17 protein-coding genes are annotated in these 17,160 nt (G+C 71.7%); 7 read left to right on the top strand and 10 right to left on the bottom strand.

The genetic code is table 11. The features are described from left to right. Window positions 1–162: 162 nt before the first annotated feature. Window positions 163–1,416 carry an Ig-like domain-containing protein gene (locus tag ACIRF8_RS22020; RefSeq protein WP_404217114.1) on the bottom strand — a complete coding sequence of 418 codons (1,254 nt, stop codon included), beginning with the start codon at window positions 1,414–1,416 and terminating at the stop codon, window positions 163–165. A 210-nt stretch (window positions 1,417–1,626) separates the two neighbouring features. Further along, complete coding sequence (locus ACIRF8_RS22015) at window positions 1,627–1,962, bottom strand: hypothetical protein (RefSeq protein ID WP_404217113.1); 336 nt, start codon at window positions 1,960–1,962, stop codon at window positions 1,627–1,629. A 109-nt stretch (window positions 1,963–2,071) separates the two neighbouring features. On the opposite strand from ACIRF8_RS22015, the gene ACIRF8_RS22010 reads away from it, so the two are divergent. Further along, complete coding sequence (locus tag ACIRF8_RS22010; protein ID WP_404217112.1) at window positions 2,072–2,374, top strand: hypothetical protein; 303 nt, start codon at window positions 2,072–2,074, stop codon at window positions 2,372–2,374. Between the two features lie 37 nt (window positions 2,375–2,411). Here the strand turns inward: ACIRF8_RS22010 and hutH are convergent, their stop codons facing one another. From hutH to ACIRF8_RS21985, 5 genes are all read right to left on the bottom strand, one after another. Beyond that, the gene (gene hutH / locus ACIRF8_RS22005; protein ID WP_404217521.1) at window positions 2,412–3,962 is read right to left on the bottom strand and encodes a histidine ammonia-lyase; all 1,551 of its coding nucleotides are present in this window, start codon (window positions 3,960–3,962) and stop codon (window positions 2,412–2,414) included. 69 nt (window positions 3,963–4,031) lie between these two features. Then, window positions 4,032–5,189 (bottom strand): diguanylate cyclase domain-containing protein, encoded by a 1,158-nt coding sequence (locus tag ACIRF8_RS22000; protein ID WP_404217111.1) that lies wholly within the window; start codon window positions 5,187–5,189, stop codon window positions 4,032–4,034. A gap of 76 nt (window positions 5,190–5,265) precedes the next feature. After that, window positions 5,266–6,069, bottom strand: a complete 804-nt coding sequence (locus ACIRF8_RS21995) for an enoyl-CoA hydratase/isomerase family protein (protein WP_404217110.1) — start codon at window positions 6,067–6,069, stop codon at window positions 5,266–5,268. Window positions 6,070–6,109: 40 nt separating this feature from the next. Further along, window positions 6,110–7,237, bottom strand: a complete 1,128-nt coding sequence (locus ACIRF8_RS21990) for an adenylate/guanylate cyclase domain-containing protein (protein ID WP_404217109.1) — start codon at window positions 7,235–7,237, stop codon at window positions 6,110–6,112. A gap of 263 nt (window positions 7,238–7,500) precedes the next feature. Then, window positions 7,501–8,373, bottom strand: coding sequence for a biotin--[acetyl-CoA-carboxylase] ligase (locus tag ACIRF8_RS21985; RefSeq protein ID WP_404217108.1), 873 nt, complete (start codon window positions 8,371–8,373; stop codon window positions 7,501–7,503). A 146-nt stretch (window positions 8,374–8,519) separates the two neighbouring features. Here ACIRF8_RS21985 and ACIRF8_RS21980 point away from each other — a divergent pair, with 146 nt between their 5' ends. From ACIRF8_RS21980 to ACIRF8_RS21965, 4 genes are all read left to right on the top strand, one after another. Next, complete coding sequence (locus ACIRF8_RS21980) at window positions 8,520–10,115, top strand: acyl-CoA carboxylase subunit beta (RefSeq protein WP_404217107.1); 1,596 nt, start codon at window positions 8,520–8,522, stop codon at window positions 10,113–10,115. Window positions 10,116–10,141: 26 nt separating this feature from the next. Continuing rightward, window positions 10,142–10,348, top strand: coding sequence for an acyl-CoA carboxylase epsilon subunit (locus tag ACIRF8_RS21975; protein ID WP_404217106.1), 207 nt, complete (start codon window positions 10,142–10,144; stop codon window positions 10,346–10,348). Window positions 10,349–10,423: 75 nt separating this feature from the next. Further along, entirely contained in the window at window positions 10,424–10,558 is a 135-nt protein-coding gene (gene mmpB / locus ACIRF8_RS21970; RefSeq protein ID WP_404217105.1) for a morphogenic membrane protein MmpB, read from the top strand. A gap of 44 nt (window positions 10,559–10,602) precedes the next feature. Further along, a complete protein-coding gene (locus ACIRF8_RS21965) occupies window positions 10,603–11,214 on the top strand; it encodes a nucleoside triphosphate pyrophosphatase (protein ID WP_404217104.1) in 612 nt (203 codons plus the stop codon). On the opposite strand, the gene ACIRF8_RS21960 is transcribed toward ACIRF8_RS21965, so the two are convergent. Further along, window positions 11,186–11,662, bottom strand: coding sequence for a hypothetical protein (locus ACIRF8_RS21960; protein WP_404217103.1), 477 nt, complete (start codon window positions 11,660–11,662; stop codon window positions 11,186–11,188). The two genes, ACIRF8_RS21965 and ACIRF8_RS21960, sit on opposite strands and share 29 nt — an antisense overlap. A 361-nt stretch (window positions 11,663–12,023) precedes the next feature. Here ACIRF8_RS21960 and ACIRF8_RS21955 point away from each other — a divergent pair, with 361 nt between their 5' ends. Both ACIRF8_RS21955 and ACIRF8_RS21950 read left to right on the top strand, forming a co-directional pair. Next, window positions 12,024–13,796 carry a biotin carboxylase N-terminal domain-containing protein gene (locus ACIRF8_RS21955; RefSeq protein WP_404217102.1) on the top strand — a complete coding sequence of 591 codons (1,773 nt, stop codon included), beginning with the start codon at window positions 12,024–12,026 and terminating at the stop codon, window positions 13,794–13,796. Window positions 13,797–13,932: 136 nt separating this feature from the next. Then, window positions 13,933–14,529: a TetR/AcrR family transcriptional regulator gene (locus ACIRF8_RS21950; protein WP_404217101.1), complete on the top strand. Its 597-nt coding sequence runs from the start codon at window positions 13,933–13,935 to the stop codon at window positions 14,527–14,529. A gap of 14 nt (window positions 14,530–14,543) precedes the next feature. On the opposite strand, the gene ACIRF8_RS21945 is transcribed toward ACIRF8_RS21950, so the two are convergent. Beyond that, entirely contained in the window at window positions 14,544–15,497 is a 954-nt protein-coding gene (locus ACIRF8_RS21945; RefSeq protein ID WP_404217100.1) for a DeoR/GlpR family DNA-binding transcription regulator, read from the bottom strand. A 187-nt stretch (window positions 15,498–15,684) separates the two neighbouring features. Further along, window positions 15,685–17,133, bottom strand: coding sequence for an NAD(P)H-quinone dehydrogenase (locus tag ACIRF8_RS21940; RefSeq protein WP_404217098.1), 1,449 nt, complete (start codon window positions 17,131–17,133; stop codon window positions 15,685–15,687). Between the last annotated feature and the right edge of the window lie 27 nt (window positions 17,134–17,160).

Below are 17,160 nucleotides of genomic sequence, written 5' to 3'. Positions count from 1 at the left end.
CGCGAACAGGAACCAGCGAAACGTATGAGGGCGCTGTAAGGGCTGGGTGAGGTGAGGATGAGAACGGGATGAGACCCGCCAGGCGGCGCACGCGGCACCCTCGACACGGACCCCCGGCACGCGGTGCGTACCGGGGGTCCGTGGGGAGCGATGGGGCGGGGATCAGGCGGCGGAGCCGGCCTTCCAGTCGGCCCAGCTCATGTTCCAGCCGTTGAGGCCGTTGTCCGGGGCGACGGTCTTGTCACCGGTGTTCTTCACGATGACGACGTCACCGACCATGGAGTGGTCGTAGAACCAGGCGCCGGGCGTGCTGGAGTCGTTCGCGCCCTTGGTGTCGGAGAGGCCGACGCAACCGTGGCTGGTGTTGGCCGAGCCGAAGATCGACTTGGCGCCCCAGTAGTTGCCGTGGATGAAGGTGCCGGAGTTCGACAGACGCATCGCGTGCGGCACGTCCTTGATGTCGTACTCGCCCTTGCCGTCGTCGTCCGTGAAGCCGACCGACGCCCCGTTCATCCGGGTCTCCTTGAACTTCTCGGAGATCACCATCTGACCCTGGTAGGTCTTGTTCTCCGGGGAACCGGCGGAGATCGGGATGGTCTTGATCGTCTTCCCGTTCTGGGTGACGGTCATCATCTTGGTCTTCGCGTCGACCGTGGAGACCTGGTTGCGCCCGACCTTGAAGGTGACGGTCTTCTGCTGGACGCCGGTCACCCCGTCGGCGCCCTCGACGCCGTCGAGGTCGAGCTTGAGGGTGACGGTGGAGCCGCCCTGCCAGTACTGCTCGGGGCGGAAGTCGAGCCGGTTGGCGTTGAACCAGTGGCCGACGACCTCCTGGCCGCTGCTCGACGAGACGGTGATGTGGGACTGCACGTCCGACTTGTTCGTGATCGCCTTGTCGAAGTTGATCGACACGGGCATCCCGACGCCGACGGTCGAGCCGTCCTCCGGGGTGAAGTTGCCGATGAAGCTGTTGGTCGGGGAGACCGTGGTGAACGACGCGTTCTCATGAGCCACGCGGTTCTCCGCGTCGCTCGCCGTCGCGGAGATCTTGTACGTGGTCGCCCGGTCGAGCTGGTTCGTCGGCTTCCAGCTCTTCTTGTCGGCGGATATCCGGCCCTCGACCGCCGTGCCGTCCGCGGTCTTCATGGTGACCTCGGTGAGCGTGCCCTTGGTGACGGTGACCTTCGCCGCGTTGTTGATGCTCGCGTTGTCGGAGCCGTCCTTCGGGGCGATCTTGATATCGGCCTCCGAGGTCTTCTTCGCCGCGGCCTCGTCCGCCTGCGCCTGCGACTCCTTCTTGCCACTCGACGCGCCGGCCGGTTCCTCGTCGCCTCCGCCGCACGCGGAGAGCACCAGCACACCGCCGAGCACAGCGGACGCGGCCATCAGACCCTTGCGCCGCTTACCGTCCGTCATCACACGCTTCTCCATAGTCGCCGAAATCCGACTTCCCCGGCGTCCCCATCAGCCCCGAGTCCGGTCCTGGGGAACGCGAGAGTTCCCCATTACCTCGGGACAACGCCGAAACCATCCCGCGCCGTTCCCGGGAGGGCCCCGATGTGGGCGACGCCACGTCGAAAACCCCGGGCAGCGGTCGCCGCCCGGGGTTTCCTGGTCGGTCGGCCGCTACGCGCGCTCCTCGCCGTCCTCGGCCTCGTCGTCATCGAGATCCCAGTCCGGCGAGTCCGGATCGTAGTCGACCTGCTCGCTGGACCACGAAGCCTGGACGAGTTCGGCGCCCGGCACGTCCCCGACCAGGTCGAACGGGTCGACGAGATAGGCGACGGCCTCCGCCTCGTCCTCCTGGACGGCGCTCTCGGCGTGCGTGCGCTCCCCGTCGGGCATCGCCTCGTCCTCGGCGACCCGCTGGAGCGCGGCCCCGGTCAGCGCCTCCCCGTCGGCGATCTCCAGGACCAATTCCACCTTCAGGCGAACAAAACGTGACGTCTCATCAGTGCTCATACGCCGGAGCGTACGACCCGTCGCACCCGTGACTTTCCCGTGACCCGCCCCTTTCACTAACATCGGCCCACACGGCCAATTCGCCAGCGCCACAAGGGGGATCGCTTCCGTGTCCGCCGCACGTCGATCACTGTTCACCGCCACTGCCGCCGGGACCCTCCTGGCCGCCCTGTGGTTCGTCCCCAACGCCACAGCCACCCCGGAGCACACCCCCGCGCACACCGCCAGCACCGACCAGACCCGGACCGCCGACGCGGTGGAGACTCAGTCCGACCAGCAGCTACGCCTCGCGGACACCGGCACGTTCGACACGACGCCGTACGTGATCGGCGGCTCGGCCTTCCTCGGCCTCGGGGTGGGTTTCGTGGCGTACTCGGTCCGCCGGGGCCGCTCCCTGGAGGCGCCCGTCTGACGCCCCCGGGGCCACGGCCGCGGACGGTAAGCAAGCCCTACGCGAGCGGTCCCGTCACCGCCTCGACGGCCGCCACCAGCGCGCCGCTGCGTACGAACGTGTCCGCCGCGGCGAGATCCGGCGCCAGGAACCGGTCGGGCCCCGGCCCCTGGACCCCGGCCTTGCGTACGGCCTCGATGACCGCCCGCGACGCCGGTGCGGGCTCCAGGCCCTCCCGCAGTTCGATCGCGCGGGTGGCCGCGTACAGCTCCACGGCGATGATCCGCGTCAGGTTGTCGACGGCCGTGCGCAGCTTCCGCGCCGCCGACCAGCCCATCGAGACGTGGTCCTCCTGCATCGCCGACGACGGGATCGAGTCGGCGGACGCCGGTACGGCGAGCCGCTTCATCTCGCTGACCAGCGCCGCCTGCGTGTACTGGGCGATCATCAGCCCCGAGTCGACCCCGGCGTCCTCGGCGAGGAAGGGCGGCAGGCCGTGCGAGCGGTTCTTGTCGAGGAGCCGGTCCGTGCGCCGCTCGGCGATCGAGCCGAGGTCGGCCGCGGCGACGGCCAGGAAGTCGAGCACGTAGGCGACCGGGGCGCCGTGGAAGTTGCCGTTGGACTCGACACGCCCGCCCCCGGCGCCGTCGGGCAGCACCACGGGGTTGTCGACGGCCGCCGCCAGCTCCCGCTCGGCCACGAGGCGCGCGTGCGCCATCGTGTCCCGGCCGGCCCCGGCGACCTGCGGGGCGCAGCGCACGGAGTACGCGTCCTGCACGCGCGGCGCGTCGTCCTGGTGATGGCCCGTCAGGCCCGAACCGGCGAGGACGGCCAGCATGTTGGCGGCGCTCGCGGCCTGGCCGGGATGCGGCCGGATGGCGTGCAGCTCGGGCGCGAGGACCTTGTCCGTGCCGAGCAGCGCCTCCAGGGTCAGGGCCGCCGTCACGTCCGCGGCCTTGTAGAGGTTGTCGAGGTCGTCGAGGGCCATGAAGAGCATGCCCAGCATGCCGTCCGTGCCGTTGAGGAGGGCGAGCCCCTCCTTCTCGCGCAGCTCGACGGGTGCGATGCCGTGCTCGGCGAGCAGGTCACCGGCGGGCCGCACGACCCCGTCGGGGCCTTCCGCGTCGCCCTCGCCGAGCAGCGTCAGCGCGCAGTGGCTGAGGGGCGCGAGGTCGCCGGAGCAGCCCAGTGACCCGTACTCGTGCACGACCGGGGTGATCCCCGCGTTGAGTACGTCGGCCATGGTCCGGGCGACCTCGGGTCGGACGCCGGTGTGGCCCGAGCAGACGGTCTTGAGCCGTAGGAACATCAGCGCGCGCACCACCTCGCGCTCGACGCGCGGGCCCATTCCGGCGGCGTGGGAGCGCACGATGTTGCGCTGCAACTGGGCGCGCAGCTCGGGGCCGATGTGCCGGGTGGCGAGCGCGCCGAAGCCGGTGGAGACGCCGTAGACCGGGTCCGGCTTCGCGGCCAGCGCGTCGACGACCCCGCGGGCCGCGGCCAGCGCGGCCAGGGCCTCCTCGGAGAGTTCGATCCGGGCGCCGTCGCGCGCCACGGCGATCACATCGGCAGCGGTGACCCCGGCTGCCCCCACCACCACAGTGTGCATATCCATATTCAGGAACGTACACAGTGAATCCCAAGATGTCACGACCGAGACCGACGAGGACCCCTTACGTCATCGCGGGGGCTCCGGGTCCCTGCCGCGGATGCGCCGCCGCTCCTCCCCCGCGACCGGCGGCGGCGAGTCCGCGAGCCGCACCACGGGGTCGTCCGGCCCGCCGTCCCGCCCGGCCACCACCGGCTTCGTGGCGCGCAGCGCCTTCGCCCGGTACTGCGCGGCGTCCGCGAGCCGGAACAGCCGCCGGGCGCTGGTCACCTCCCCGATGGGGTCGCCGGTCGAGGCGATGCCGCAGGCCACTCCGTCCCCGATCTCCATCTCGGCGGCCCGGGAGCAGATCTCGTCGCCCACGCGGACGACCTCGTCGGCGCGGGGCCCGACGGCCAGCAGGCAGAACTCGTCCCCGCCGAGCCGCGCCGACAGGGCGCCCGGCAACATCGCCCCGCACAGCGAGAGCACTGATCCGAACCGCTCCAGGAGCCGGTCGCCGATGGCGTGCCCGAGGGTGTCGTTGACCCGCTTGAGGCCGTTGAGATCACAGACGACGAGGCTGACGACGCACCCGTCCCTGTTGTGCCGCTCCACCGCCTCGTCGAGCCGTATGTCGACCAGGCGCCGGTTGGCGAGGCCGGTCAGGGCGTCGGTGAAGGCGAGGCGACGTGCCTCCTCCAGGCGCTCGGTCTGCGCGATCCCGGCCGCGACCACCGAGGCGAGGACGGTCGCGAAGTCGGCGTCGCCCGCCCCGAAGACCGGGGCCCCGGCCTGCCGCGCCACATACAGCTCGCCCCAGGCCCGGCCGTGCAGCACGATCGGCGCGACGACACAGCAGCCGCGCCCGCGCCGCCGCAGCGCCGCGACCCGCTGATGGCAGTACCCGGCGCGCTCGACCGGCCCGTCCGCCGTCTCGACCCAGGCGTCCGGCTCACCGCCGCCCGCCCACCGCTCGTGCAGGAACTCGGCGATCTCCGGGAACCGGTGCACCGGGTACGCCTCGTTCTCGGGGAACTCCTCCTCCCCCTCGGCCCGCTCGCCCACGTTCGCCAGGACCCGCAGCCGCCCGCGCTCGCGTTCCCACATCGACAGGGCGGCGAAGCTCCCGGACAACGCGTGGCAGGCGCCGAGGGCCGCCGCCCGCCAGGACTCGCGCGGGCTCTGCGCAGCGGCCATGCCCTGCGCGAGCATCACGACGGCACGCAGTCGGACATCGTCACCCATCAACCCAGGTTAGGGACTTTTCCGACATCACGGTGAGTTCAGTACGCCCGTCCCGGGGGCCACGAGCCCCCGCGGGTCATTCGCCCGGCCACCGCGGCGCGCGCTTCTCGTTGAAGGCGGCCACGCCCTCGGCCCGGTCCCCCGAGAACGCCACCGAGCGCCAGGCCGCGTCCTCCACCTCGAGCCCGGCCCGCAGATCGAGCCCGTGGCCCAGACGCAGGGCGCGCTTGGCGGCCCGCAGCCCGACCGGCGAGTTCGCGGCGATCCGCGCGGCGAGCGCCAGCGCCTCCGTGCGGTCCTGCCCGGCCGCCACCACCTGGTCGACGAGGCTGAGCCGCCCCGCCTCCTCGGCCTCGACGCGGCGCGCGGAGAAGATCAGCTCGGCGGCGCGCGCGGCCCCGACCCGGCGCGGCAGCAACTGCGTACCGCCGCCGCCGGGGATCACCCCGACCGACACCTCGGGCAGGCCCACGACGGCGCTCGCGTCGGCCACGATCAGATCGCAGGCGAGCGCCAGCTCGAAGCCGCCGCCCAGCGCGAAGCCGTGCACGGCGGCGATCGTCGGCATCGGCAGGTCGAGCACGCCCGTGTACGCGGCCCTGGCCACCGGACGCTGGCGCACCAGCTCGGCGTCGGAGAAGGAGTTGCGCTCCTTGAGATCGGCGCCGACGCAGAAGGCCCGCTCATTGCTGGACGTGACCACGACGGCCCGCACGTCGCGATCGCCGCCCAGCGCCTCGCAGGCGGCCCCGATCGCGCGCGCCATGTCGCTGGAGACGGCGTTCATGGCCTTGGGCCGGTCGAGCACCAGCTCGGCGACGTGCCCCCGCTCATGGCGCCGTACGACCACGAACTCCCCGAACTGCCGCTCATCACCCATGACACACCCTCCGGTTAACCGACGTTAACCAGCAAGGGTGTCAGGTGCGCCGGGTCAGCGTCCAGGGCTCCACGATGCCGAGACCACGGACGGGCCGCTGCCACATCGGCTGGAGCGCGAACCGGTACGTGGGAGGCTCCTCGCCCTGCTCCGCCGCCTTCTCGGCCGCTGCCGCCGCCTCGGCCTCGGAGGCGGGCGCCTCCGCGGTGCGGATCAGCTCCTCGGCGAAGGCGCCGTCCACCAGCACGTTGTCCCGGGGCGCTATCGACGTGAGGCGGCTCGCCAGATTCACGGTCGTGCCGAACACATCGCCCATGCGCGTCGTCACGGTCCCGAAGGCCATGCCGACGCGCAGTTCGGGCATCGTCTCGTCATTGCTCATCGTCTCGATGAGGCGCAGCGCGATCTCCCCGGCCGTGCCCGCGTCGTCGGCGGCGAACAGCACCTCGTCGCCGAGCGTCTTGATGAGCCGCCCGCCGTGCGCGGCGACCAGGTCGGCGGCGGTGGTCTCGAAGGCCTCGACGAGTTCGCCGAGCTCCTCCTCCTCCATGCGCCGGGTCAGCCGCGTGAACCCGACGAGGTCGGCGAAGCCGACCGCGAGCCGCCGGTCCACCATCTCCTCGTCGTCACCGGCCTGCACGACGCGCCCGGTGGCCGCGGCGAGCTGGCGCCGCCAGACATAGACGAGGAACTCCTCCAGCTCGGGCAGCAGCAGCTCTATCAGCGGATACGTGACCTCGGTGCGGGTCATGCCGGGCTCCGGGGGCTCGGTCAGACCCTCCAGGAACGAGTCGATCTGCCACTCGGCGAGCCGCGCGGTGGTCTGCCCCGTCGAACGGGCGACCTGCACGGCCATCGCCTCGCTGAGCAGCCCCGCCTCCACCAGACCCGCGAGGCGCCGCAGCGCCAGCACGTCGGCCTCCGTCAGCGCCCTGGCCTGCCCGATGTCCGCGAAGCCCATGGCCCGCCAGAACCGGGAGGCCAGCTCCATGGAGACGCCCGCGCTGCGGGCCGCCTGGAACGGGGTGTAGCGGCGCTCGGCCCCGAGGATCAGTTGTTCGAGCCGGAGCGCGAGGGGGTCCGCCGCGTCCTGCTCGTCCCCTTCCCCCTCCGGCTTCTCGGGGTCGGGTGGGGTGCCCGTGCCGGAGCCCGAGTCGTCGACGGTCACGCCTGCTGCCCTTCCGATCTGCCACGGCCAGGTATCGACCGGGCTCAACTCTACGGCAGGCACCTGTGCGCCATGTCACTCCGCTCGGGGCGAGTGTCGTGGCGGCGGGGGGTGTCTTCGGCGCGGCTTCGGTGCGGGCCGGGTCCGATTCCGCGCGGTTCGGGGTGCCGCCTGGAGGTGGTGCGCGGCTCCGCCGCGTGGGCGCGACCAGCCACGACGAAACCCGCATCCGGCGACAGCACAAGGCCCCCGGGGCGGCAGCCCTACGCCGGGCGCAGGTGCACGATGTCCCCGGCCCCGACGGCCACCCGCTCACCCGACGCCCCGGCGATCACCAGCCGCCCGTCCCCGTCCACCGCGACCGCCTCCCCCACCAGCTCCCGGTCGCCCGGCAGGATCGCCCGCACCGAGCGGCCCAGCGTGGCGCACCCGGCGGCGTACGTCTCCTGGAGCCGGGACAGCCCGGGGTCGCCCTCCGCCGCGCACCACTGGTGGTACCAGCGCTCGAAGGACCGCAGCACGGCCCGGAGCACCGGCTCGCGGTCGGAGACCTTCGCCCCGGCCAGCGCCAGCGATCCGGCGCCGGGCACCGGCAGCTCGTCCGCCCGCAGCGACACGTTGAGCCCGACCCCGACGACGATGCCGCCCTCGCCCGCGGCCTCCGCGAGGATTCCGCCGGCCTTGCGCTCCTCGCCGTCGACGGTGACGAGCAGGTCGTTGGGCCACTTCAGCGCCGTGTCGACGCCGGCCGCGGCGGACAGGGCGGTGGCGACGGCGACGCCGGTGAGCAGCGGCAGCCAGCCCCAGCGCTCCACCGGCACCTCGTGGTCGGCGGGTTTGACGAGGACGGAGAAGAAGAGACCCGAGCGGGGCGGCGCCGACCAGCGCCGGTCCAGGCGCCCGCGCCCCGCGCTCTGCTCCTCGGCGACGAGGACGGCGCCCTCCTGGGCGGTGCCGGCCGCGGCCCGCTCCACCAGGTCCGTGTTGGTCGAGCCCGTACGGGGCACCACCTCCACGGACGACCAGAGCCCGTCGCCCCGTACGAGGGAGCGGCGAAGACCCGCCACCGCCAGGGGCGGGCGGTCCAGGTCGGACCAGCGGTTGTCGTGCGCGTCTGAAGCATCTCGCGGCGTCATGCAACCCAGCCTAGGTGTGGCAAACACCGCACTGCCGAACGGTATTCGCGCCACTACCCTACGAGTCAGTAGCCCCACTCCGAATCACATCTGCCGTTCACCCGTCCCCGTGAGCAGCGTCGAGCCAGGCAGGGAGCCGCATCCCGATGTCCGAGTTGGAAGAGACACCCGACATCCACACCACCGCAGGCAAGATCGAGGACCTGCGACGGCGGATCGACGAGGCGACGCACGCGGGTTCGGCGCGCGCCGTCGAGAAGCAGCACGCCAAGGGCAAGCTGACGGCGCGTGAGCGGATCGGGCTGTTGCTCGACGAGGACTCCTTCGTGGAGCTGGACGAGTTCGCGCGGCACCGCTCGACCGATTTCGGCCTGGACGCCAACAAGCCGTACGGCGACGGTGTGGTGACCGGTTACGGAACCGTGGACGGGCGTCCGGTCGCGGTGTTCTCGCAGGACTTCACCGTCTTCGGCGGCGCGCTGGGCGAGGTCTTCGGGCAGAAGATCATGAAGGTGATGGACTTCGCCCTGAAGACGGGCTGTCCGGTCATCGGCATCAACGACTCGGGCGGCGCCCGCATCCAGGAGGGCGTCATGGCCCTCGGCATGTACGGCGAGATCTTCCGCCGCAACACGCACGCGTCCGGCGTCATCCCGCAGATCAGCCTCGTCGTCGGCCCGTGCGCGGGCGGCGCGGTCTACTCGCCCGCGATCACCGACTTCACGGTGATGGTCGACCGGACCAGCCACATGTTCATCACCGGGCCCGACGTCATCAAGACGGTCACCGGTGAGGACGTCGGCTTCGAGGAGCTGGGCGGCGCCCGTACCCACAACGCGCAGTCCGGTGTCGCGCACCACATGGCGGGCGACGAGAAGGACGCGATCGAGTACGTCAAGTCGCTGCTGTCCTACCTGCCTTCGAACAACCTGAGCGAGCCGCCCGCCTTCCCCGAGGAGGCGGACCTGACGGTCACGGACGAGGACCGCGAGCTCGACACCCTCATCCCGGACAGTGCGAACCAGCCGTACGACATGCACACGGTGATCGAACACGTCCTGGACGACGCCGAGTTCTTCGAGACGCAGGCGCTGTTCGCGCCGAACATCCTCACCGGCTTCGGCCGCGTCGAGGGGCACCCGGTGGGCATCGTCGCCAACCAGCCGATGCAGTTCGCCGGCTGCCTCGACATCGACGCGAGCGAGAAGGCCGCCCGTTTCGTGCGCACGTGCGACGCGTTCAACGTGCCGGTCCTCACCTTCGTCGACGTGCCGGGCTTCCTGCCGGGCGTCGAGCAGGAGCACACCGGCATCATCCGCCGCGGCGCCAAGCTGATCTACGCGTACGCCGAGGCGACGGTGCCGCTCATCACGATCATCACGCGCAAGGCGTTCGGCGGCGCGTACGACGTCATGGGCTCCAAGCACCTGGGCGCCGACCTGAACCTGGCCTGGCCGACCGCGCAGATCGCCGTCATGGGCGCGCAGGGCGCGGTGAACATCCTGCACCGCAAGACGCTGGCCGCCGCCGCGGACCCGCAGGAGCAGGAGGCGACGCAGGCGCGGCTCATCCAGGAGTACGAGGACGCGCTCCTCAACCCGTACACGGCGGCCGAGCGCGGCTACATCGACGCGGTGGTGCTGCCGTCCGACACCCGTGCCCACATCGTCAAGGGGCTGCGCCAGTTGCGTACGAAGCGCGAGTCGCTGCCGCCGAAGAAGCACGGCAACATTCCCCTGTAGAACCGACCCCGCGAGGAGCCCGGATCATGATGATCAAGGTTGTACGGGGCAATCCGACCCCCGAGGAGCTGGCCGCCGCACTCGCGGTGGTCCAGGCCCGCGCCGCGGCCACGGCCGAGGCCCCGGCCGCCGCGGCACAGCGGGACGCCTGGGCCGACCCCGCCCGCGTCGCCCGGCGCCGCCTGCCCGCTCCGGGCCCGGCGAGCTGGTCGCGTACCTACTGGCCCGCCTGACCCTTCTCCACGCGCGCGATGCGCCTGAGTACGCGTACTCAGGCGCATCGCGCGCGTGCGCCGCAGTATCGAGGTGTGCTGTGGTCAGACCCCGAGAACGAGCCGCCCGAGGAGCTTCGCGAGACGCAGGAGATGCTGCGCCGCGCGGGTCTCGTGCTGGCGCTCGCCGTGTTCCTGGCCATGGTGACGGTGGGCCTGGGCGTCCTGTAGGCGGAGCGTTCGGCGGGGCTGACCGGTTCGCCTACGCTGGCCGTATGACAGCCGCGCGCCGCCTCATCCTCGCCTCCCAGTCCCCCGCCCGTCTGGGCCTGCTGCGGCAGGCCGGGTTCGCGCCGGAGGTGATCGTCAGCGGGGTCGACGAGGACGCCGTGACGGCTCCCACCCCCGCCGACCTCGCACTCGCCCTCGCGGAGGCCAAGGCGTCCGTGGTGGCCGCGCTGCCCGAGGCGGCGGACGCCCTCGTCATCGGCTGCGACTCGGTGCTCGACCTGGACGGCGAGGCGCTCGGCAAGCCCGCCGACGCCGAGGAGGCCACGGCCCGCTGGAAGGCGATGCGGGGCCGCGCCGGCACCCTTCGGACCGGTCACTGCGTGTACGACACCGCGACCGGCCGGTACGTGTCCGGCACCGCCTCCACCGTGGTGCGGTTCGGCGAGCCGAGCGACGCGGAGATCGCCGCCTACGTGGCGACCGGCGAACCCCTCCACGTGGCGGGCGCGTTCACCCTCGACGGCCGCTCGGCGCCCTTCATCGACGGTATCGACGGCGACCACGGCAACGTCATCGGCCTCTCGCTGCCGCTGCTGCGCCGCCTCCTCGACCGACTGGGCGTCGACATCACGGAGTTGTGGGCTCCGGCGAGCTGACGGGCGCGGTCGGCGGGCTCGCGGCGCCCTTGCCGTCGCCCGCCGCCCCGGCGTTGTCCCTGCGGTCGTACGCCACCAGGGTCAGCACGATCAAAGCGAGCACGACCATCATCAGCACGAAGGCGGGCCAGCCCAGCAGGCCGACGCAGAACGCGCCGAGCAGACCGTGCACGACGGCCGCGCTGATCAGCAGGATCCGCCCGACGGTGCCCGGCGACCGGTCGGTGGCCGCCGCGCGGGCCAGCACGAACGCGCACAGCACCAGGTAGATCCCGAACGCCCCGCCCGCGATCCAGGCGCCGACCGACATCGCGCCCGGGTCGAGCCCGGCGAGCGACATGTCCTGTCCGTCGACGACCAGGCCGAGGATCCAGTTGACCACCACGATCCCGAGCGCCTCCGCGAGCAACACGATCGCGGCCACCCACGCCACCGGTCTGCGTGCCACCGGCCCCCACCCACTTCCGCGTACGACTGCCCGTTACCCCGAGTACGTTCGAGACATCGCGAACGCTACTAACGGGTAAACCTCGGGACAAGGGGTCGGGCGGTGGCAAAGAATCATTGGGCCATTCGTAGGGACTCCACAAAGAAAGCCCACAGGGCGGGGTGCGGTCGCACAGAGACCTTGACCACATCACCCGGCTAGGGTTGGCCCGAGGGATCCCGCACAGCCAGGCCGGACAAGGGATTTCGCGGCTGGGCGGGCGCCGGGTCACACTCCGTGTGGGCAAGCTCACCATCGGGGACGACTCGTAACCGCGTGTCGGCAGTCCCTAAACTCGGCTTGTTTCAAGGAGGGAGCCATCGTGCGCAAGGTGCTCATCGCCAACCGTGGCGAAATCGCTGTCCGCGTGGCCCGGGCTTGCCGGGACGCAGGTATCGCGAGCGTTGCCGTTTATGCCGATCCGGACCGGGACGCTTCGCATGTCCGCGCGGCCGACGAGGCCTTCGCGCTGGGTGGTGACACCCCGGCCACCAGCTATCTGGACATCGCCAAGGTGCTCCAGGCGGCCAAGGACTCCGGGGCCGACGCCATCCACCCCGGCTACGGATTCCTGTCGGAGAACGCCGAGTTCGCCCAGGCCGTGCTCGACGCGGGCCTCATCTGGATCGGCCCGCCGCCGCAGGCCATCCGCGACCTCGGTGACAAGGTCGCGGCCCGCCACATCGCGCAGCGCGCGGGCGCCCCGCTGGTCGCCGGTACGCCGGACCCGGTGTCGGGCGCGGACGAGGTGGTGGCCTTCGCCGAGGAGCACGGGCTGCCCATCGCGATCAAGGCGGCCTTCGGTGGCGGCGGTCGCGGCCTGAAGGTCGCCCGCACGCTGGAGGAAGTGCCCGAGCTGTACGACTCGGCGGTCCGTGAGGCCGTCGCGGCGTTCGGCCGCGGCGAGTGCTTCGTCGAGCGCTACCTGGACAAGCCGCGGCACGTGGAGACCCAGTGCCTGGCCGACAAGTTCGGCAACGTCGTGGTGGTCTCCACCCGCGACTGCTCGCTCCAGCGCCGCCACCAGAAGCTCGTCGAGGAGGCCCCGGCGCCCTTCCTGAGCGACGCTCAGGTCGAGCAGCTCTACACCGCCTCCAAGGCGATCCTGAAGGAGGCCGGCTACGTCGGCGCGGGCACCGTCGAGTTCCTGGTCGGCGCCGACGGCACGATCTCCTTCCTGGAGGTCAACACCCGTCTCCAGGTCGAGCACCCGGTCACCGAGGAGGTCGCCGGCATCGACCTGGTCCGCGAGATGTTCCGTATCGCCGACGGCGAGGAACTGGGCTACGGCGACCCCGTGTTGCGCGGCCACTCCTTCGAGTTCCGCATCAACGGCGAGGACCCGGGCCGGGGCTTTTTGCCCGCGCCCGGCACCGTGACGACGTTCAACGCGCCCTCCGGTCCCGGTGTCCGCCTGGACGCGGGCGTCGAGGCCGGCAGTGTGATCGGCCCGGCCTGGGACTCGCTGCTCGCCAAGCTGATCGTCACCGGCCGCACCCGCAAGGAGGCCCTTGAGCGGTCCGCCCGCGCGCTGGCCGAGTTCGAGGTCGAGGGCATGGCCACGGCCCTGCCCTTCCACCGCAAGGTCGTCACGGACCCGGCGTTCGCCCCGGAACTGACCGGCTCCGACGAGCCGTTCACCATCTTCACGCGGTGGATCGAGACCGAGTTCGTCAACGACATCCCCCCGTATCAGCCGGGTGGCGCGGACGCCGAGGAGGAGGACGGCGACCGCGAGACGATCGTCGTCGAGGTCGGCGGCAAGCGCCTGGAGGTCTCCCTGCCGTCGTCGCTCGGCATGTCGCTGGCGCGGACCGGCCTCGCGGCGGGCGCCAAGCCGAAGCGCAGGGCCGCCAAGAAGTCCGGCCCGGCCGCCTCCGGCGACACCCTCGCCTCCCCCATGCAGGGCACCATCGTCAAGGTCGCCGTCGAGGAGGGCCAGGAGGTCCAGGAAGGTGACCTCGTCGTCGTCCTGGAGGCGATGAAGATGGAACAGCCGCTGAACGCGCACAAGTCCGGCACCATCAAGGGCCTGTCCGCCGAGATCGGCGCGTCCCTCACCTCCGGTGCCGCGATCTGCGAGATCAAGGACTGAGTCACCGCTCGCCCACGCAAGCGCCCGTCGGACCGGCCCCGGTCCGCGGGCGCTTCGGTGTTCGGGACGGTGGTGTGGGGCCCACGGGACCATCAGGCATCCTTGGAAGGCCCCGCGCACGCCCAAGGGAGGCCCGATGACGTCCGGCACCGAGTACGAGCGCGTCCGCCCCATGCGTGCGGACGCCCGCCGCAACTACGAGCGGCTGCTCACCCAGGCCCGCAAGGCGTTCGCCGAGCACGGCACGGGGGCGTCCCTGGAGGACGTGGCCCGGGGCGCCGGGGTCGGCATCGGCACGCTGTACCGGCACTTCCCGAACCGGTACGCACTGGTGAGCGCGGTCTTCGAGGAAGCGGTGAACGATCTGCTGGCCCGCTCGCGGGCGCTCCTCGACGCCCCGCAGCCGTGCTCGGCGCTGGTGACCTGGCTGCGCGAGATCATCACGCACGCGAGCGAGTACCGGGGGCTGTCCCGGGCTCTCATGTCGGCGTCCCAGGACGACAGTTCGGCGCTCGCGCGGTGCAGTTCACCGATGCGGGAGGCGGGGCAGGCGCTGCTGTCCCGGGCCCAGCAGGCCGGTGCCGTACGTCAGGACGTCTCCATCTCGGACCTGCTCCAGCTCACCAACGCGATCGCGCTGGCCGCCGAGGAGACGCCGTCGGACCCGGACCTGGCGGACCGCCTGCTGCGACTCACCCTCCGGGGTATCACCGCCGCCCCCTCCGGTGTCTGAGGAGAGGGCGCTTCTCAGCGGCGCCGCAGATCGGCCACCCTGGCGTTGCGCTCGGGCCCCGCGTCCAGCGGCGCCGCACTCCTCAAGGGGTGCTGCCCGCCGGGGACCCGGCGCTGGGTGGGCAGGGGGACATCCCGGCGCGACTGCCGCGCCGGGACGGGATCACCACCCCCGGCCGACGCCGGGCCCGCCCCGGCGACAGCGATCTGCACACCCTGGTCGGCCAGCGCCTGGAGCTCCGTGGCGGCCCGGTCGTCGTGCGCGGGCGGCTCGTCGGTCACCAGCCGCGTGATCACGTCGGTCGGCACCGTCTGGAACATGGTGTCGGTACCGAGCTTGGAGTGGTCGGCGAGGACGACGACCTCCGCCGCGGCCTGCACGAGGGCCCGGTCGACCGACGCCGAGAGCATGTTGGACGTGGAGAGTCCGCGCTCGGCCGTCAGACCGCTGCCGCTCAGGAAGGCCCGGGACACTCTCAGCCCTTGCAGGGACTGCTCGGCCCCGCTGCCCACCAGTGCGTAGTTGGAACCCCGCAGCGTGCCACCGGTCATGACGACCTCGACGCGATTGGCGTGTGCCAGCGCCTGGGCCACCAGGAGGGAGTTGGTGACGACGGTCAGTCCCGGCACACGCGCGAGCCGTCGGGCCAGCTCCTGCGTGGTCGTCCCCGCGCCCACCACGATGGCTTCGCCCTCTTCGACGAGGCCCGCGGCGAGATCGGCGATGGCCGTCTTCTCTGCGGTCGCGAGATGTGATTTCTGCGGAAAGCCGGACTCCCGCGTGAATCCGCCCGGCAATACCGCACCGCCATGTCGGCGGTCGAGGAGTCCTTCTGCCTCCAGTGCGCGCACGTCCCGCCGCACGGTCACTTCAGAGGTCTGGACGACGCGGGCGAGCTCCCGGAGCGATACCGCTCCATTGGCCCGCACCATTTCGAGGATCAATTGACGACGTTCTGCAGCGAACACGAAACTGACAGTAACCCCAACGACCGTCTGCTTTCAGCAGTATGCGCCGAATTACAGATTCTGTTCGCACGGCTACCCGGGTAGTGGTATAGGCACGACAGGGGTGCCTACCCGCCCCGACTATGCCGCCCGCACACGCCGCGACTCACCGTGACCTGCGCCCGGCCGATCTCCGCAGCCGGGGTGCTCAGCCCTCTTCGGCGACCTTGCGCGTGTGCAGTTGGCGGGCCACCTCGGCGATCGAGCCCGAAAGAGACGGGTACACGGTGAACGCGTTCGCGATCTGTTCGACGGTCAGATTGTTGTCGACCGCGATCGAGATGGGGTGGATCAGTTCCGAGGCGCGGGGCGCCACGACCACACCGCCCACCACGATGCCCGTGCCGGGGCGGCAGAAGATCTTGACGAAGCCGTCCCGGATGCCCTGCATCTTCGCGCGCGGGTTGCGCAGCAGCGGCAGCTTCACGACGCGGGCGTCGATCTTCCCGGCGTCGACGTCGGCCTGCGAGTAGCCGACGGTCGCGATCTCCGGGTCGGTGAAGACGTTCGAGGAGACCGTCTTGAGGTTCAGCGGGGTCACCGCGTCGCCGAGGAAGTGGTACATCGCGATGCGGCCCTGCATGGCGGCGACCGACGCGAGGGCGAAGACGCCGGTCACGTCCCCGGCCGCGTACACGCCGGGGGCGGTGGTGCGGGAGACCTTGTCGGTCCAGATGTGGCCCGACTCCTTGAGCTTGACCCCGGCCTCCTCCAGGCCCATCCCGCTGCTGTTCGGGATGGCGCCGACCGCCATCAGACAGTGCGTGCCGGAGATGGTCCGGCCGTCGGCCAGGGTGACCTCGACGCGGTCGCCGACGCGCTTGGCGGAGGCGGCGCGGGAGCGCGCCATCACGTTCATGCCGCGGCGCCGGAAGACGTCCTCCAGGACGGCGGCGGCGTCCGGGTCCTCGCCCGGCAGCACCCGGTCGCGGGAGGAGACGAGGGTGACGCGGGAGCCGAGCGCCTGGTAGGCACCGGCGAACTCGGCGCCGGTGACACCGGAGCCGACCACGATCAGCTCCTCGGGCAGCTCCTCCAGGTCGTAGACCTGCGTCCAGTTGAGGATGCGCTCCCCGTCGGGCTGCGCGTCGGGGACCTCGCGCGGGTGGCCGCCGGTGGCGATGAGCACGGCGTCGGCGGTGAGGGTCTCCTCGGTGCCGTCGGCGGCGGTGACGATCACCTTGCGGGAGCCGTCCAGGTCCTGCTGCCCGTCGAGGCGGCCACGGCCGCGCAGCACGCGCGCGCCCGCACGCGTGACGGAGGCGGTGATGTCGTGGGACTGGGCGAGGGCGAGCCGCTTGACACGCCGGTTGACCTTGCCGAGGTCGACGCCGACGACGCGGGCGGGGCTGTCCGGGTCCGGGGTGTCGTCCTCGACGATGATGCCCAGCTCCTCGTAGGAGGAGTCGAAGGTCGTCATCACCTCGGCCGTGGCGATCAGGGTCTTCGACGGCACGCAGTCGGTCAGCACCGACGCGCCGCCGAGGCCGTCGCAGTCGACGACGGTCACCTCCGCGCCGAGCGAGGCCGCCACCAGGGCCGCTTCGTATCCGCCAGGTCCGCCACCGATGATCACGATCCGAGTCACGTACCCCATTGTCCCGCACCGCTCAGGGTGGTGCCC

Source organism: Streptomyces sp. NPDC102406 (genome assembly GCF_044765725.1).
GTDB lineage: Bacteria > Actinomycetota > Actinomycetes > Streptomycetales > Streptomycetaceae > Streptomyces.
The sequence above is the reverse complement of the archived record's forward strand: the minus strand, read 5'-3'. Positions and strand labels throughout refer to the sequence as shown.

Coding starts and splice junctions, on each gene's coding strand:
- ACIRF8_RS22020 (WP_404217114.1), bottom strand. CDS start 1,416: ATGACGGACGGTAAGCGGCGCAAGGGTCTGATGGCCGCGTCCGCTGTG.
- ACIRF8_RS22015 (WP_404217113.1), bottom strand. CDS start 1,962: ATGAGCACTGATGAGACGTCACGTTTTGTTCGCCTGAAGGTGGAATTG.
- hutH (WP_404217521.1), bottom strand. CDS start 3,962: ATGCACACTGTGGTGGTGGGGGCAGCCGGGGTCACCGCTGCCGATGTG.
- ACIRF8_RS22000 (WP_404217111.1), bottom strand. CDS start 5,189: ATGGGTGACGATGTCCGACTGCGTGCCGTCGTGATGCTCGCGCAGGGC.
- ACIRF8_RS21995 (WP_404217110.1), bottom strand. CDS start 6,069: ATGGGTGATGAGCGGCAGTTCGGGGAGTTCGTGGTCGTACGGCGCCAT.
- ACIRF8_RS21985 (WP_404217108.1), bottom strand. CDS start 8,373: ATGACGCCGCGAGATGCTTCAGACGCGCACGACAACCGCTGGTCCGAC.
- ACIRF8_RS21980 (WP_404217107.1), top strand. CDS start 8,520: ATGTCCGAGTTGGAAGAGACACCCGACATCCACACCACCGCAGGCAAG.
- ACIRF8_RS21975 (WP_404217106.1), top strand. CDS start 10,142: ATGATGATCAAGGTTGTACGGGGCAATCCGACCCCCGAGGAGCTGGCC.
- ACIRF8_RS21965 (WP_404217104.1), top strand. CDS start 10,603: ATGACAGCCGCGCGCCGCCTCATCCTCGCCTCCCAGTCCCCCGCCCGT.
- ACIRF8_RS21950 (WP_404217101.1), top strand. CDS start 13,933: ATGACGTCCGGCACCGAGTACGAGCGCGTCCGCCCCATGCGTGCGGAC.
- ACIRF8_RS21940 (WP_404217098.1), bottom strand. CDS start 17,133: ATGGGGTACGTGACTCGGATCGTGATCATCGGTGGCGGACCTGGCGGA.